The organism is bacterium, from assembly GCA_023382385.1.
Lineage (GTDB): Bacteria > Electryoneota > RPQS01 > RPQS01 > RPQS01 > JABWCQ01.
The window spans coordinates 63408-80820 of sequence record JAHDVH010000004.1 but is presented as its reverse complement, the minus strand read 5'-3'; the positions used below and the strand labels follow the sequence as shown (position 1 = coordinate 80820).

The window sequence follows — 17413 nt, the reverse complement described above, 5'->3', positions numbered from 1 at the left end:
TGTCACTCGCGTTTAAGTGCTCCGACAATCTCAAGATACTCTGGATCGGTTCGAAGATTGATCCAACACTCCTCCCACATCACAGTTGTCGCATAACTGCTGTCGAGGGACACGACGGTGCGCAATTGGCGAAGCGCCTGCTCTTTTCTGCCCCAAGACGCATTCATACAGCCGCGATGCCATATTGCCTGCTTGTTATGCGGATCGAACTTCTCTGACTCGGCATAAGCGACGTCCGCCTCGTCGTAACGCTTCAGCTTATGCAGCATCAGCGCGCGGCCATGCCATGCCTGCGAGTGCTCCGGATTATATTTCAGCGCAGAATCGAACAGGACAAGACCGGAATCGTAGTCTTCGTAAGAGTATTGATCCCACCCCAGTTCCTCCCAGTCATCCGCGAGAAAGAGAGAATCGTCGCGCGACGTGACGGGGGCTTTTTGCACGCCCGGCTGTGAATGGTCGGGCTTGCCGCATGAGAGCAACAGGCATACCGACATGAACAGAAGGAACTTCATGACGTCGCTCCGAGCAGCTTTCTGACGACCTGCGGACCACGATAGATGAACGCCGTGTAGATTTGCACAAGCTGCGCACCGGAGTACAGGCATTCGCGCACGCGCGCGGCCGAGTCAATTCCGCCGACTGCGATCAGAGTGTGTTCTGGAGGAAGTTCACTTCGCAGCAACTTCAGGCAAGTCAGCATGCGCGGGTAGATCGGTGCACCGGACAGTCCTCCGCGGTCGAGATTGTCAGCACCCGGGACGATGTCACGGCGAATACTGGTATTTGCGCAGACAATTCCTGCGAGGCCGAGTTCGCTTACAACACGCGCGGCGTCTGTGACGTCTTCATCAGCGAGATCGGGTGCGATTTTGAGCAGCAGAGGTTTGTTGTTTACGGCAATCTGCTGCAACGGGTCGAGGAGCGCGCGCAGAGAATCCAATTGTTGAAGCGTGCGTAAACCGGGCGTATTCGGCGACGACACGTTAACCACGAAGTAATCGCCGAGTTCGAGCAATTCGCGCAGCACAAGTTTGTAATCCCCTGCCGCTTCTGCAAGTGGTGTGAAGGCGTTCTTGCCGAGATTGATGCCGATGGGGCGAGTCAACGCATCCTGTTCGCGGAGTTTCGCAAGCCGTAGTTTGACCGCGAGCATGCCTTCTCCGGGGAAGCCAAGCGCATTGACCAGCGCAGCAGCTTCGGGAAAGCGCCACATGCGCGGCTTGGGATTACCGGGTTGCGGCTGCGGTGTGACAGTACCGATTTCGACAAAGGAGAATTTAAGTGCAAAGAGTCCGCGCAACGCACGGGCATCCTTGTCGAATCCTGCGGCAAGCCCGATAGGATGCTCAAAAGACAACCCCATCGTGCGGACAGGTTCCGTGGGAACGTTCCCCGCAATTGCCGACACCAGCGCGCGCCCCGCAGAGCTTTTCCCCGCGGACTCAAGACAGGCGAGCACGCGATCATGCACTCTCTCGGGATCTCCCGCGAATAACAATGTGCGCAGACTCTCGTAGATCATTAGAATCGCACTCCGGTGGAGAAGACCAAATCCAATTGGTTGGCGCGGTTTCGCGCCGCACTGATTTCGATGACCTGCACGTAGGGGAAACGGATATGCAACGCGGCGCCGCCGGCCCAAACATCGTTGCGCGTACCATCGAGCTGAGTCTGCGCGCGTTCAAAGAAGAGCGCTCCACCAAGCCAGAACGGAATGTCTTTGCCGTAGCGACCAGCTATAGGAACGTTGTAGGTGACTTCGCGGGTTATAGGGAAACGGAACTCGCATTCACCAGACAGATACGTTGACGCTTCAACCTGCTCGGCGGAATAGCCTCGAAACTTTTTGGAAAAGCCGAAGTAGTAGTGCGACCACGGAGGAGTGTTGTTCTGTGAGGTTCCGCCATAGATGCGCGCAGCAAGAGAGGGGCCGCGCGACCCTTCTGCAAAGGGCAAGTAGGCAGCTAACACGGCACTGGACATCATGAACACATCTGAACCAAAGGCCTGCTCGACGTCCCCGCGCGCGAACATCCCTTCGGTCGGATACCATTCGAGGTTTCTACGATCCAGAATTACGAAGGGAGCAACCCAGCCTACGTTGTAGCGTTTGCCTGCTGCGGGAAGGAAGTCGTCTTCCTTGACGCCGTCAAAAGCGAGATTCAGCCCGACGCGGGAGGGTGCACCCCTGCGGGTGGAAAGTTTGACATAAGCCCGGTCATTGCGCAGACGGCGCGAGTAACCGAGAACCGATGCGTGACGATCTGAAATTTTCAGTGAGCGAGCACCGAACTCAAGTGACAAGGGCAATTTGGGTGACAGCCAGCGGGAATAGTATTCAAGGTTAATTCCGGTGCGCGCACCGATAACTCCGTATGCGCCGACAAAAGCTCCGGTTCCCGCGTGATTGATATCGGCGGCGCCGATCAACAGCACAAGAATGTCAGGGATTCGCTTTGGTTCCTTCAGCGCATCATTGACGGTGCCTTCGACCGCGCTGGCGCTGAGAATCGGGATAAAGCGAAACTGCTCTGAGACTGTGATCGAAACGGCACCTGAAGCATCCTGAGTGACGCGGGCGTTATTGAAGATGCTTAAGGACAAGAGCCGTAAACGTGCGGCCTCGAGGTCCTGCGGCGCGACACTGTCTCCGACAGAGAAGCGCAGCTCACGGAGAATGACCCAGTCCTTTGTCGTGCGATTGCCGACTAACTCGATGTGCGTGACGGGCAACCGATCTGGCGACTCTGCGGCGCACAGTGCAGTGAAAACAAGCAGTACGGAGAGTGCGCGGATTATCGCCATTCGAATTGCAGGTATACGGTGAAGGAACTGCTGGGCCTGCCCTGCTCGGCGGTGGTTTGTTCAGCGGTGAACTTCATCCAATCAAGCAGTCGGTAATCGATAGAGACCTTTTGACCCGAACGAGGGTCTTCGATAGGCTGGAACACGCGAATGAACAGACGATCAGTGACATAAGTTCCAATTTCGAGCTGCGCACTGGAGAGGTCGCTCAATCCACCTTCACCCGGTCGGAATTCGAACACGTCAAGTCCGGAAGCCTTGCCGACAATCTCTGAGACTTGGCCGCTGGCCGCATCTGCAACGGCCTGCTCAGCCGAGCCACCGGTGCCGCCGACAAAGGGGAGCAGTCTTTGAATTGCCTCCTCTTGCGACATAGCCGTGCCGTTGTCGAACTGGCCGCTGAACTCGGCCTTGGATTGGTCGGGTGTTCCGGTAAGAGTGACAGTGACCTCGAACGGTCCGCGTGATTTGTCAATCCCGGAGTAGATTGCAGTGATGTTCAAGTCAGGAACTTCAGGCGGACCGTCGAACCGCAGACTTGAATTTTCCTGAATGCGCAATTCCTGGCCGTAGAACTTCACCTTGCCTTTGCGAATGAGAATCTCGCCATTGGCGGTTGGCAGTTCGTTGTGCTCCTTCTCGACTCGCAGCTCACCAAACAATTCAAGATTCATACCGTTGCCACGAATCCAGAAGTTCCCGGGAATCTTCACGTTCAGGTCATGGGCAAGAGAATTGTAGAAGGCATCCGGATCAAATCCTTCGGCAAGAGTGTCCCCTCGCAAACCGGCAAGAACGCTGTCGATATTGACCAGTTCGATGTCCTTAGTCGCCGATTGTGTAATACGGTAAAAGCCTTCCTGCACCGCTAAATTTCCTACAACGTTCAAAGAGTCAAACGGTCCGCCGACGAAGAGGTTCCCGTCGAGGCGAGCTTTTTGAATGCGGGACGAGAAGGCTTCAAACTTATCGAAGTGCAGATCGAGTGAAAGCGATTCCGGCCACGGCACGCCGAGTTTGGCGAATCCGCCGCCTGTGACAGTGCCGCGGCTGGTCGCCCGCAGGGTGTTGATACGCAGTGAGTCACGAATGAGATCTGCATCCAGCAGAATCCACTTGTACGCGATACCGTGACGGTTGTCACCGAAGAAGCCGTTGTCCAAGTGTAGCGTGCCGGACCAGTCCGGTTGTTCTGCGCTTCCGGAGAGTGCGAGATTTGCGGAAAGGGATCCTTCCACTCGGATGCCCTGGGTCATCCACGGCTGAAAGCGCGACAACGGCAAAGAGTCGATCCTCATCGTCCCTTGCAAAGAATCGCCCTTGGAAACTATCAGTCCATCTGCAATTGTCAGGGAAGCAGGCAATGCGGCGTGAATGGTCAGCGCGGTGTCATTTTGCCAAATGTAATCGAGATTGGCAGTCACACTTCCATCTGCCACGATCCCAACGAGCCGCACGCGATCCGCAAGCTGCGATTCCTGATAGGTAACGGCGTCAAGGAGCATTTCGATATTACCCGTGATGGCTGTGTCCGGACCGGACAGCTGGAGACGGAGGTTAAGATTACCGTCGGGAATTTCGGTGCGCAGAATTGGTGTCAACTTACCGGTCTGCAATCCGGAGAACTCCAGCACAATGTCCTGCGTGCCGGGTTGTTCGAGGTAACCGGTCGCGCGCAGCACGCCGAAGTCGGATCTCAGAATGAGCGCGCCGACTTCATAGTGCGAGCTGTCCAAAGAAAGTTCTATGGGAAAGTCATTTGCCCAGCTTGTGCCAAAGAGGTTCAGGCTGAGCGTGTCTAGTTCGATCAGCAATGGAGTGCCTGCAAGATCGATCCGTCCGACGGCCGCGAGTTCGAGCGTATCATGCCGGACAGACAGAGAGCATGTGAATTCAGGCGTGAACCATGAACCATCGAGAGCTAACATGATTGGTGTCACGCTTTCGTCAAAGACATAAAGCGAATCGACCGCAATCTGTGCAGTGAACAGCTCGGCCGCAGTTTCAACGGAATGCACCTCGACAGAGACTCCGGACGCGCTATACGTACCGTAGGTGAATCGATCAAGATTTGCTTTACCGCGGGCGGTGACATTGCTTATGCTATCGTCGTCAAACGTAAGCTCGGCAGTCATTTCCGCCCGCAGATCACCACCGAGAGAGTCGAGCTGCGGAGTGAAAGACACGAGCAGATCCCGGAATTCCTCAATCTTCGGAACATTCAGCGAAATGACTGCGGAGATACGATCAGTGTAATCTCCAAACGCAAAGAGCAGGGAGGAAGCGGAACCGATCCGCAAGCTCGTGGAGTCAAGTGTGAAATGTGTGCCGTCGAGCGTAGCCTTGAAGGTTAGGCTATCTAACGCGTAGCGCCCAAATGACAGCGAGCCAAGTGCAACCGTTGCATCCGCGGACAGCTTGGAGCCAGGCCCCTGCTCAAAAGAGAATTCCACGAGACCGGACAATGGAGAAAGCGAGTCAGGAATCTCGGGGACGAAAGCGTGAAGTTGCGCGCCACTTAGCACGGCACGACCACTTAAGTCAAGAGAATCCGCGGAAAGACCGCCACTATTAACCCGCAATTCGAAACTACCTGCGTTGGAATGCACCGCGCCTGCTACGGAAGCTGCGGATTCAAAGAGTTGAGCTTCGAGATCTGCTCTTACTTCTATTGCGCCGTAGTACGAGCTGTCAAGTTCCACTCGGCCGAACCAGTCATGCGTCCATTCGGGAGAGGTGCTTTTTGTCAAGGCAGCGCGGCCATTGAGTTGATGCGCGACGGAGTCACCGATCCAGTAAGCCAGATCAATATTCCGAAACTCGGTGCCAATAGAAACGCGCGCGGAGTCTGCGTAGTCGAGTATCTCAATGTCACCTTTGGCATGACCTACCTTCTCCACGGAGACGTCGAACACTGCCATCAGATCCCGTGTAAGCACGTCTCCGCGTGCTGTCAAGTTTATCGCGCCAAGATCGGGGAAGTCCGGCAGCCAGTCAGTCATGAGATACTGCGAGGTGCTCGAAACTTCGACGTCTCCGGCAAACAACGAATCGGAGTAGGGGCGCACAACCCCATTGCTTGCAAGAGTGAACTGGTTCTTCGCCTCAACAGTTCCCACGTATGTGATGACTGAATCAGTGATGAGTGCGTCTGCAAGAACAGTCCAGTCGCGCGCTGTATACGAGAAACTTGAGTCAATCAGCAGAACGACCGAGTCTATATCAAGATTCACGCGATTCAGCCGCAGCCAGAGCGGGGTGTAGGTAGTGTCAGGTTCCAGGGCGGGAGGTGTTGCGAGTGCGGAAGTAATGTTGTCTCCTGTAGAGTCAATCTCTACAATGCCGCGCAATTCCTCCACTTTCACACTATACAAATGCAGCTTTCCGAATACGAGGTCCCACGGAGCAACGCGCGCGTGGAGTCGTTTAGCAGAAAGAAGTTGCTCACCGCCGTCACTGAACAGAGCAAAGTCCCTCAGTGCAACGCGGCCGTCTAAAGTCAGTCCAACACGTTCGAGTTGAATGGATCCAGCGATCTCGCGATTGACAAACGCCAAAGTGTGCCGCGCGGCGAATTGCTGGACGGGTTCATACTGGATAAGGAAGTATGCCGCGACTGCGAGCGCAGCGAGAAACGCAAACGGCCAAAGCAGCAGTCTGAGTATCCAGTTCCGCATTAGAAGGGTGACCCCAGCAGAATATGGTAGGCCCACGGCGGTTCGTCATAAGGATTTTTGCGGAGCTGATAACCGACATCCAATCGGATTGGTCCCACAATCGTCATGAATCGCAACCCAAGCCCGGCAGACGGGTAGAGGTCGCTTAACTGTGCGTCCTTCGCCTTTGGCCAGACATTTCCCACGTCGGTGAACAGCGCAAGTCCGACGGGTCCCCAAACGTCCCGCTGAATTTCGAATGTACCGAAGAAGGAATGGTCACCGCCGAGAATGACATTATTGTCGTCTGTCGCACGCGGTCCGATCATGTCACGTCCCCAGCCGCGTACATTCGCGACTCCGCCGAGGCGGAAGCGTTCCTGCACGGGAGTCTGCGTGGACTGATGCAAAGGACCCATGAATCCAACTTCACCGCGCACTGCCGCAACTGTGAATTGATCAATGGGAATCAAAGCTCTGCCGCCGAAAACGGTTTGCCACCAGCGGTTGTCAATGTCCCAGAGCAGACCGGATTCGGAGAGGGTTGCGCTCAGCACGTGCCCGCGCCGCGGCATCAACGGATTGTCGCGGGTATCCCATCCGATGTCAAACGACTCAATGGAAATAGTGCTGACGACGTTTGTGCTTCCGACTGTGTCAACGAGGACATCCTGCCGGCCGAACTCGTTGGAGACGGATGCAGCCACTCGGTGCAACGGCGTTGCCGAGAGACGGGTTGTGGCGGACAGTGTACGGACAATGGTTCCGCTCTTGTACTCGTACTCCCAGGACGGCTTGATTGTAATGTCGGTCGCGTTGTAGGGAGTGTGGGGCCAGAAGAGGGAAAATCCGACTTTGCGGTCGATTCGTTCGATATCATTAAAGATGCCGGAAGCGCCGTCGATGTTTCCACGGCGATTGAAGATGTCAGCGGCGGAAGTTTCGAAGGTAAAGCGGCGCGCCCGTCCGAAGAAATTCAAGTCGGTTAACTGACCGGAGACGTGCGCCCCCTCCTCGGCGTCCAAGCCGGCGCCGAGTCTCACGAAATAACGATTGCCTTCTTCAGTGCGAATGAGGACATCGAGCGTGTCTGAGTCTTGGGATAAGTCGACATCGGTGCGGACCATCCTAAAGGCCTCAAGGCGCAAGAGGTTCTTGCGTGTTTCATCGAGCGCGCGCGGCGTGTAAGGGTCGTAAGGTTCGTATTCAAGCTCTCTACGTGCGGCACTTTCCTCAATTTGTTTGAGTCCGGTGATTCGCGTCTGACCGAAACGGCAGTAGGGACCGGCGTCGATGATCAGGACGACATCGGCGGAGTCGTTATAGACATTCAATGTGTCAAAGGTGACTTTGGCGCGTGCGTGACTGATGGATTGCAGTCTGCGCACGAGCGTATCCGCCGCAGCCTGCAAATCGGTCTCGGCGAGTCTCTTGCCGGATCGGATGGGCAAGGATCGCGACCAGCGAGCGGAATCCATTTGCGCACGCGCAGAGCCGACCTGCTCAAATCTCCAATTGCGCAGCAGCAGGGGAGAACCTTCTTCAATCTCGACGAGGACACGCAGCTCCTCTTTCGCTTCATTCGGGTAGACCTTGCCTCTCACCACGGCAGAGGGAAAGCCTTCCCGGCGATAGAAGTTCTGAACACGGAGCAAGTCTGCGGCGAAGTCATCGGCGTAGAAGATGGAGCGGCTGCCGATGGGGGCATAGCGGCGGAGCCACGTTGGTTTCTCAGTTGCCATCACTTCGAGAAGATTGGCGCGAGCGAAGCTGTGGATTCCGGGAAACTCGATGACGCGTATGAGCCAGCCGGTATAACGCTGCCAATCTTCGTATTCGGCGAGAGTGAAGTCAGCGCGCGCGGCGAAGCGAGGCCACGCGAGCAGAAGGAGGGCCAAGACGACAAGTATTTTTCGGAAGCATCTCATACCATTAAGTAATAACGCGAAAAGTGCCCGAAAAATCAAGGAAATAGAGACAAAACGGCCCGCAAATCGGGCGGGCCGTCAAACTTTGGAGACTCTGAGAGGATTAGGCTGAAGGGGCAAAGCGACGGAACCAGCGGCGCCCGACCCATCCGGCCAGAGTAGCGGCGGCGCGCTTGGGCGGCTCGACTCGCGTTCCCTCGCGGTTGCCTTCCAGCATGGCCGTCAGGCGGTCGATGCCGGTCAATCCTGTGCGTAGCATTTCGATATCCGGAAGCCCTTGGTTGATTTGCGCTGCGGTCAATTGCACCCGCACGCGCTGCTCAATGGCGTGCAGGACGCGGTCACTCCAGAGCACAAAGTCCTGATCGATGAGGTTAAAGGCGATCTTATTGGCACGCAGAATCTGCGAGCGGCGCTGTTGCGCGATTTCGTCCTTTTTACCGGTTAGCGTGCCGACGATACCGGAACGCTCTCCGCCTCCAGCGCGGAAGATCTGCTTGTTCGAGAGTTCTTCCTCAATGCTTGCTGCCAACTGATTCGGGACCCAGCGGACTTCCACTTCCTTCAGCGAAATGTTGCGCAATTCAATACGGGTGGCGAGCGCGCTTAATCCTTGCACGAATTCCGCCATCTTGTCGGTCATGACTTCATTCAATCGCTTCCACAAGGTGGACAGACTCAACGCCTGTACGTAGGTGGCAGGCTGTGGACCGGGTTGGCGCGGGTCCAACAGAGCGGCGAACGCGGGGCCGGACTCTTTCTTTGTGAAGTAGTCTTCCACGATATTGCGTATCGAATTGCTCCAATTGCGGCGATATTCGCTGAGCATCTGGCGCGTTGTCTGAAGCTTGATATTCTGACGATCGATATCCAGAGTATACTGTTGTCGGAGCGCGTCGAGTTCGTCCACCATTCGCGGCAGAATAAACTTCCACGTCGCCGCGAGTACCGCCTGCTGTTCAGCATAAGACTGCTCGCGCATCGCGAAGAGGCCGGAGAGTAACATCGGTCGCACATCATCGCGGCATATCTCGGTGCCAGTGTATTGACGGGCGATCAAGCCTGGGCGTGCAAACCACGGAGCGAAGGCGGCGTGAATCTCATCGCCGATGTTGATCATCACCTGCGCGGCGAGCATGGCTTCCATAACGGTCGGCCACGCGGCATGAAGAGCCAATCCTTCGACATCAGGCAGCCAGGCGAAACGCCACGCGAACTCCGTGCGGACAATCCTCTTCACCACCGTTACGCGATCTGGCGGCAGCGGCGAACTTAAGAGTGCATTCAGGGCACTTTCGGACAGTTCGCGCTCGGAGTCTTTAACTTGGATGAGTGTGCGCTCTACGTCGCCGGGTTCAACCCACCAAAGTATGGGAGTCTCGGGAACGTGCCGCAGTTCAGCATTCAGTCCTACGCAATGTGCCAGTGCCGCCGCGAGTTCCGCATCGCCGCCGAGGAGTATGACCGCCGGCGGGAGGTCGTGGACTCGGCTGTATGTTTCGAGTACCGGTAATCTAAGACCTGTTTCACGGCAGAGCGTGAGCAGCTCCAGTAGCTGTGGCGCAGCCATGCGGCCTGAATCCTGTCCCGCATATTGGAGCAGATTGGTCAGAAACGAAAGGGCGGCATTGGCCGATTTCTCAAAGTGAGCAGACATCGGTCACTCCGCTTAGGGCAACAGGAATGAAAAGAGCTTGTAATGCAGCGCGAACTGCGCGAACACACCGAGTGCAACCAAAACAGCCAGCAGCTTGGCGTCCTTTCGGGCAACCTTTTGCTGAGCTTCCAGCTGTTCGTTGAGCTCAGCCTTCAGCGCGGTGAGTCGTTCAGCTTGAGTTGTCTCGATAAATTCAAACTTGGACTGGACAAGCTGAATCACTTCACGGCGGAAAGCGGGCAGGTCATTGCGTTGAAGTTTCTCAAGTTCCGAGAAGGTTGTGCCGAGCATCTGCACAAGTTCCGAGAGTCTAGTCTGTTCCGCGCCTTCAACGCGGCGCAGTTCTCCCTTCAAATCGATCAGAAATCGTGTTACCTCTTCACGCGTCTCCTGCAGGGACTTTCCGGTTTGCGAAAAGTTCTTGTCATGGTCAGATTGCGAGCGGCGGACGGCTTCAAGCATCTGTCCGTGCTTCTCGAGCGACTTATTAAGCAGCGGGAAGAACTTCTTCTGCGCTTCGTTGTCGGATTTCAGTTCGCTGGTTACCGTCAGGATATTTTCTGCTGTCCCCGCGATGCCTTGCAGCGCAAGCTGATTGCTCTGATTCATCGTTTCGATGAATTTTGAGTAACGCTCTAATGTTTGGGGAATCGTGCGGATCTGCTCAAGGAATCGGTCGTAGGCTCCGTCAAAGACTTCTTTCAAGCGGGCAGCGTTGTCGTCGTAGTTGGCGCGGATAGCTTCCTTCAGGACTTCGAGCTGCTCCTGCTGTTTTGAGCGCAGTGCGCTGACTTCAGTAGCGACGACCTTGACGTGGGATTCGATGGCCCTCGTGAACCGTTCGTTTTCCTCGCGGCGAGACTCGAAATTGGAGAGTTTCTCGTCAATCAATCCGGTGACGCGGGACACTTCAGTGGCGAGATCGCGGTTCTGGGCTTCCTGATGTTTGGACTGTTCGCGCACTACGTTGTCGAAGCGTGTCAGGTCCGATCGAAGTGCTTCCCCCAGATCATGAAGACGATGACCGACCTCCTGTTTCATCTCATCCAGCTGTCCGCCCAGCTCTTGCGAAAGTTTTACAGCAATCTCTGCCGACTTTTGTGTAAGTTGCTCCAGTCGGCCGTCCCAGCGGCTGCGCAGTTCGGCGATGCTCGTCTCAATACGTTCGCGGGTAGCTCGCGTCTCCTGTGATTGCAGGTCGACGAGCTTGTTCGCCTGCTCATCCAATCGCGTCAGAAAACCGCGCACATGCGTAAATCGCTCATCTTCCGCCTGCTGGAGCGCGCCAAGCTGGTCACCTTGCGAGCGCAGCAGCGACAGCTGCGAACCCAACTGCTCAGAAACCTGTCCGACCTGCTGCTGCATCTGCGTGCCGGACTGCGCAACAACATTGCGAAGAGTTTCAACCGACTGACTCTGGTCGTCGATTTGCCTGCCTACTTTGGCAAGAACAGCGGAGCGCTCTTTCGCCATGCGCTCGAGCTTGAGGAGCAGTTCTTTAACCACCTGCTGTTCACGCTCGATACGCTCGGTCTGCTTTTCCGTGACTTCGGCCAAATCAAGCGCAAAGTCAGCGAGCCCTTTTTGAATCTCGCTCAAGTCTTGTGCACCCGACTTGCGCTGTTCGTCAAACTCGCGCAGAATTCTGTTCTCCGCACTACTCAAAGCGGTCACAAAGGAGCTTGTATCCACGACGGCTGGGACCGGAGTTTCTGCGCTTTCCGCAAGGGGCAATTCGCGTTCGGCGCGGACGATGGCGTCCATTTGGTCACGTAAACGGGCGAGTGCGCTGTCAAGTTCCGACTGGACTCGCGGAGCGACAGTGCGCAACGCTTCGTCAATGGTCTTGTCGATCTTCGCAAGACGTTCGCCGTGATCCTTGGTGTTCGACGAAAGCAAATCGCGCAGTTCTGAGGAATAGCGCGCGAGTTCCTCCGATACCGTGCTCTCCGTCCGCGCGAGCAACTGTGAGAACTCTTCGGTATTTGCAGCGACCGCCATGGGCGCAGGAGCGGACATCGGTTGTGGTTGCGACGATTGAATCTGCTGATCGGTGACCTGCTCGGCGACACGTGTCGAGAGCTGCGAGATCTGTTCAATCTCCTGTTCCGCCTTGCGGCAAAGAGCATCGAGCTTACCGGAGAAGCTCTTAAGTTGTTCTTCGACATCTATGGCGAGTCGTCCCAACGCTTCACGGCTGGCTGAGTTTTGGTCGACCAGTAATCCCGATTCGGCGCGCAGAGCCTGTTCCAGCTCGCGATGGGTCGTCTGAAGCTGCAAGAGCACCTCTTCGGCTCGGTTGCGGAGTTGGTCACCTCCGGCCTTGAGCTGGGTCTCTAAATCCTTGACCCCCTCGAGCATTCTGGTGCCTGCTGGGGCAAAGACATCACGCAGACGGTCAACTCCCCGCGCAATCTGTTGCAGGGTTTCACCAGACTGTTGTATATTGTCCAGACCCTCGGCGAGCTTTCCAAGCTCTCCTCTGAAAGCTGGGATAAACTGTTGTTCGGTAAGCTCTTGGGTAAATGACTCAAGGAATTGGCGCAGGGGTTCAACAAGTTCAGCACCTGGGGTGGGCTTGGCTGGCGTCATGCGATCGTCTCCGTCTGTTCACAAAAAGCGGTCATCTGGCAGGTGCTGTGCAAGAAGGGGACCACAGAATGAAGCGGCTCTGCAACATTTTAGCTCAAGATTCTCTCCTTACTAACAGAGCCGCCGGGGCGGCTGCCAATAGGCTGAGAAGCCTGCACAATTAGCAAATTTGGTGGGTGATTGGTGTTCCTATGAAGAAACGAAACAAGCGTATCCTGTGGATTGTTATACTGGTTGTTTTGGCTGTGGTTGGCTTAGGAGCCTACCAGCAGCAGAAAAACAAGAACAAGCCATCGGCACAGGTGACCGTTGAGACGGCCGCGACTCGCTCATTGACCGCCACTGTCTCCGCTGAAGGGACTGTGGAACCTGTTACAAAAGTGAAGATATCGGCCGAAATACCAGGTCGTATCACAAAACTTGCCGTTCGCGAAGGGGATGTCGTTAAGCAGGGCGATTTTCTGGTTGAACTCGATCCGGAAATCTACAATTCAACTCTGGATGCGGCAAAGTCGAGCTTGAAGTCTGCACGAGCCAACAAACTGAAGGCCGACGCGGATTACAAGCGCATTTCTGAACTGGTTACTCGCGGCATGGCCTCGCAGGCCGACCTGGACGGCGCGCTCGCGGCTGCTCAACTTGCCGAAGCAGATTTGGAGCGTGCCGAGGCACAAGAGCGCCAAGCGCGCGACAATTTGCGAAAGACGCGTCTAAGTTCTCCAATGTCCGGGACAATTTCCGTGCTGAATAAGGAAGTCGGTGAGCTGACTCTGGGGTCGCAATTTCAAGAAGACGTTATCTTGGTAGTTGCGGACCTGAGCAAGATGGAAGTCAAGTCCGATGTCGACGAGAATGACATTGTCTCGGTCAAAGTCGGAGATACCGCGCGAGTGGAGATAGATGCGATTCCCGACATGAAATTTCGCGGCGTAGTGACGGACATTGCGCAATCGGCATCATCGGTGACAGGCACTGGAGACTTCGGGGCAAACATCAGTGGGACAAACTTTACGGTGCGCGTGGTCTTGATAGACAGCGTTCCGGGAGTCCGTCCGGGGATGTCATCTACGGTGGACATTGAGACAGACTACCGTACAGATGCGCTCTCGGTTCCCATTCAGTCCGTTGCGGTCCGCAAGAAGGGGGAAGGAGAGGCCGTGACGCTGACACGCGAAACAGAGGAGCTTTCGTCCCGGCAGATGCAGGAGCAGGTCAGCGCAGGTGTTTTAGACACGACGAAGCTGACAAAAAAGGACGAACTGGAAACCGGCGTGTTCATCTTTGCTGCAGGCGAAGCCCAATGGCGGCCTGTCAAGACCGGAATTGCCGCTGACCGCTACATAGAGATTCTGGACGGACTATCGGTTGGAGACTCTGTGATTACGGGCCCATACCGCGCGCTGGCACGCGATATGAAGAACAAAGACAAGGTCGCACTCGAAGAGAAGAAGAAGGGCGACAAAGATAAGAAGGAACAGGGCTAAGCGCCCTCAGAAATACTCCGGAGACACTATGAGTTCTGAGCGCAAGGCCATTATCGAAATTCAAGACTTGAGCAAAGTCTACGATCTTGGTGCCGTCAAGGTCGAAGCATTGCGCAACGTCAGTGTGAATATTCAAGAGAACGATTACGTGGCGATCATGGGTCCTTCGGGCTCAGGGAAATCCACGCTGATGAACTTAATCGGCTGTTTGGATACTCCGACCAGCGGGGAGTACTTTCTGGCTGGCGAGCGGGTGGCCGGGTTAACCGACCGTCAACTCGCGGACATTCGCAACCGCCGCATAGGATTTGTCTTTCAGACTTTCAATCTCCTCCCTCGCGCGTCTGCGCTGCAAAACGTGGAACTCCCTCTCGTCTATGCAGGTGAATCCCCCTCGGAACGGCGCAGACGTGCGAAGGAGGCCTTGGAGTCTGTCGGGCTTGGCGACCGCATGAAGCATAAGCCTAATGAAATGTCGGGTGGTCAGCGGCAGCGGGTGGCGATCGCACGCGCGCTGGTGACCAACCCCTCCATTATTCTGGCCGACGAGCCGACGGGCAACCTCGATTCAAAAACCGGCGAAGAAATTATGCAGCTTCTCGAGCGCATCTATGAGAACGGCAACACGATTATTCTGGTGACACACGAGGAAGATATCGCGCGCCACGCCAGACGCATCGTTCGCCTGCGCGACGGCATGATCGAGTCGGACCAGTCTATTCCTCGAGCAGCTTAGGTAGCCGGCAGGTTTTCCAAAACGGGACAAGCCTTCCGCAGCTGGAACCAAGAAATCCCATGATTCGATTTTTCACAGAACTGTTGAACGGCCTGCGCATCGCCTTTGGAGCATTGCGCGCGAACAAGCTGCGCGCGGGTTTGACGACGCTGGGCATCGTTATCGGCGTGATGACCGTGATCATGATGGTGGTCATCGTCATGGGACTGAACAAGGCACTCAGAAGTCAACTCGACTTTCTGGGAGCGGAAACCGTGTTCGTGTCGCGCTGGGACTGGAACAACCACAACTGGCGGGACATGATCAAGCGCCGCGACATGGAGCTTGAATACATTGACGCACTGCGCGCGGAATCGCAGGAAATCGAGGCCGTCTCGCCCTTTTACGATCAGGGTATGACCGTATCCTACAGAGCCGCTCAGCTCAGCAATGTCAATGTTCAGGGTGTCTCTGAGGACTTCTTCATCACGAATCCGAAAGAGCTTGCCCAAGGACGGGTCTTCACTGCAGCGGAAGTCGGACGTAATGCGCAAGTCGCGGTCATTGGCCCAGACGTCGCAAATCAACTCTTTCCTGATCAATCTCCACTGGGTCAAACAATCAAGATCGGCGGTTGGAAGTTTGAGGTGATCGGCGTCACAACAAAGTACGGAAAGGTGTTCGGTCAGAGTTGGGATAACTTTGCCGTGATCCCTTACGGCGTCTTTAAGAAGCGTTTTGCTTCGCGGAATTCGGACGGACTTACAATTATCGCAAAGGGCCAGAGTGCGGATCGCATTGAGGAATTGAAGTGGGAAGTGACGGGTATCATGCGCCGCTTGCGGAAATTGGATCCACGCGAGGTGAATGATTTCGGCATAAACTCGCAGTCGGCAATTCTTGAGCAGTTTAATGCTATGACCGCAGGAGTTTATGCGGGGGGGATAATCATCGGATTTATTTCGCTGCTCGTTGGCGGAATCGGAATCATGAACATCATGCTCGTCTCGGTGACGGAGAGAACGGCGGAAATTGGCTTGCGGAAGGCACTCGGTGCGAAGCGCTGGAACATCGCATGGCAGTTTCTGATAGAGTCGGCGGTCATCTGTGCCATAGGTGGGATTGTGGGCGTTGCGTTGGCGGCGGTTGTATCACAGGCTATCAGCAATTTCCTGCCGACATATATGCCGATTTGGGTTGTCGTGTTCGGCGTGCTCTTTTCGGCGATTGTCGGGATTTTCTTCGGACTCTACCCGAGTGTGAAGGCGGCGCAGCTTTCTCCTATCGAGGCGCTGCGCGCGGAGTAGCAGCATGGGCCACCGGCTATACAAGTCGCTGTATTCGTATTGGGAATCGTTTCGCATGGCTTTGGAAGCTATGCGCGCCCACAAGATGCGCGCTTTCCTCACGCTCATCGGAGTGGTCATCGGTGTGGCGACGATTATCTCTATGATGACGGTGCTTGGCGGGATCAAGTATAAGATTGACGATGCAATGCTCAATTCGCTTGGCGCAAACGTATTTCAAGTACAGCGCTATGAAAGTGAAGGCGGCATCCAATTCGGCCCGCGCAGGCGCAAATGGCGGCCGAAGATTGAGGCGAGCTACGCGTCCGAGATAATGGAGCGCTGCCCGTCTGTGAAAGCGGTCGGCGTGGAGTCATGGACGTTCGGGCGGCGCCTGACTCGCGGGGGTGTTGAGACAAATGCCGATCACAGCATCGCCGGAGGATCGATCGAGTTCGCAGCGAATAACTCGCGCTATCTGACTCTGGGACGGCCTGTTACACAGCAAGACATTAACTCTGCGCGTCGGGTTATCGTGCTTGGGTATGACGCCTACAAGCAGCTTTACTTTGGAGCGGATCCTCTGGGCAGCTTCGTGCGTGTTGACGGGCAGAAGTTTGAAGTGATTGGTGTTTTCGAGGAGCGCGGCGAGATGTTCGGGGAGTCGCAGGATCGTGAGAACTGGATACCATTGTCCACCTTTGAGCGCATCTACGGCGAAAAGTCGGTGAACCTAACGGTCCAGGCGTGGGACCCGACCGCCTACCGTAAGGCGCAGTCGGAGGTGATTGAAGCGATGCGCATCATACGTGGGTTGCGGCCGGGTGAAGAGAATAATTTTGGCATGTGGACACCCGATGTGTTGAACAAGCAGTTCACGGAGCAGACTGCGTGGATCGGGATTGCTGCTTTTGGAATATGCGGCATCTCCCTTCTGGTAGCCGGCATTGGCATCATGAACATCATGCTTGTATCTGTCACCGAGCGCACGCGGGAGATCGGGGTGCGGAAGGCCCTTGGCGGAACGCGATCTTCCATTTTGCGTCAGTTCTTGATTGAAGCGACGACGTTGTCTTTGGTGGGCGGGGCGATCGGCATTCTTCTGGGATACGGGGTCGCGATCTTTATCAACAATTATCTGAACTTCCCCGCACCGGTGCCGGTCTGGGCGGTGTTTCTTGCGACGATTTTCTGCACAGCGGTCGGAGTCGGTTTTGGCATGTGGCCGGCGATGAAAGCGTCGCGGCTTGATCCGATCGACGCATTGCGTTACGAATAGCTTTCGAG

At 55.6% G+C, this 17413-nt stretch carries 11 protein-coding genes; 4 read left to right on the top strand and 7 right to left on the bottom strand.

The window, feature by feature from the left end; all coding sequences use genetic code 11:
* Positions 1-2 precede the first annotated feature (2 nt).
* The 7 genes from KJZ99_10385 to KJZ99_10355 form a co-directional block, all read right to left on the bottom strand.
* A complete protein-coding gene (locus tag KJZ99_10385; GenBank protein MCL4306313.1) occupies positions 3-515 on the bottom strand; it encodes a hypothetical protein in 513 nt (170 codons plus the stop codon).
* Entirely contained in the window at positions 512-1525 is a 1014-nt protein-coding gene (locus tag KJZ99_10380) for a quinone-dependent dihydroorotate dehydrogenase (protein MCL4306312.1), read from the bottom strand. The genes KJZ99_10385 and KJZ99_10380 overlap by 4 nt, the downstream gene beginning before the upstream one ends.
* Positions 1525-2808, bottom strand: coding sequence for an FtsQ-type POTRA domain-containing protein (locus tag KJZ99_10375; GenBank protein MCL4306311.1), 1284 nt, complete (start codon positions 2806-2808; stop codon positions 1525-1527). Before KJZ99_10375 ends, KJZ99_10380 begins: the two co-directional genes overlap by 1 nt.
* Positions 2799-6485: a translocation/assembly module TamB domain-containing protein gene (locus tag KJZ99_10370; protein ID MCL4306310.1), complete on the bottom strand. Its 3687-nt coding sequence runs from the start codon at positions 6483-6485 to the stop codon at positions 2799-2801. The genes KJZ99_10375 and KJZ99_10370 overlap by 10 nt, the downstream gene beginning before the upstream one ends.
* On the bottom strand, positions 6485-8362 hold the full coding sequence (locus tag KJZ99_10365; GenBank protein MCL4306309.1) for a BamA/TamA family outer membrane protein: 1878 nt from the start codon (positions 8360-8362) through the stop codon (positions 6485-6487). Before KJZ99_10365 ends, KJZ99_10370 begins: the two co-directional genes overlap by 1 nt.
* A gap of 133 nt (positions 8363-8495) precedes the next feature.
* Positions 8496-10049 carry a hypothetical protein gene (locus tag KJZ99_10360; GenBank protein ID MCL4306308.1) on the bottom strand — a complete coding sequence of 518 codons (1554 nt, stop codon included), beginning with the start codon at positions 10047-10049 and terminating at the stop codon, positions 8496-8498.
* Positions 10050-10061: 12 nt separating this feature from the next.
* The gene (locus tag KJZ99_10355) at positions 10062-12641 is read right to left on the bottom strand and encodes a hypothetical protein (protein ID MCL4306307.1); all 2580 of its coding nucleotides are present in this window, start codon (positions 12639-12641) and stop codon (positions 10062-10064) included.
* 191 nt (positions 12642-12832) lie between these two features.
* On the opposite strand from KJZ99_10355, the gene KJZ99_10350 reads away from it, so the two are divergent.
* Genes KJZ99_10350 through KJZ99_10335 form a run of 4 tightly spaced genes read left to right on the top strand, consistent with a single transcriptional unit; the run spans position 12833 to position 17405 of the window.
* A complete protein-coding gene (locus KJZ99_10350) occupies positions 12833-14125 on the top strand; it encodes an efflux RND transporter periplasmic adaptor subunit (GenBank protein MCL4306306.1) in 1293 nt (430 codons plus the stop codon).
* A 49-nt stretch (positions 14126-14174) separates the two neighbouring features.
* Entirely contained in the window at positions 14175-14861 is a 687-nt protein-coding gene (locus KJZ99_10345; protein MCL4306305.1) for an ABC transporter ATP-binding protein, read from the top strand.
* A gap of 59 nt (positions 14862-14920) precedes the next feature.
* Positions 14921-16147, top strand: coding sequence for an ABC transporter permease (locus KJZ99_10340; protein MCL4306304.1), 1227 nt, complete (start codon positions 14921-14923; stop codon positions 16145-16147).
* Between the two features lie 4 nt (positions 16148-16151).
* Positions 16152-17405: an ABC transporter permease gene (locus tag KJZ99_10335; GenBank protein ID MCL4306303.1), complete on the top strand. Its 1254-nt coding sequence runs from the start codon at positions 16152-16154 to the stop codon at positions 17403-17405.
* The last annotated feature ends 8 nt before the right edge of the window (positions 17406-17413 follow it).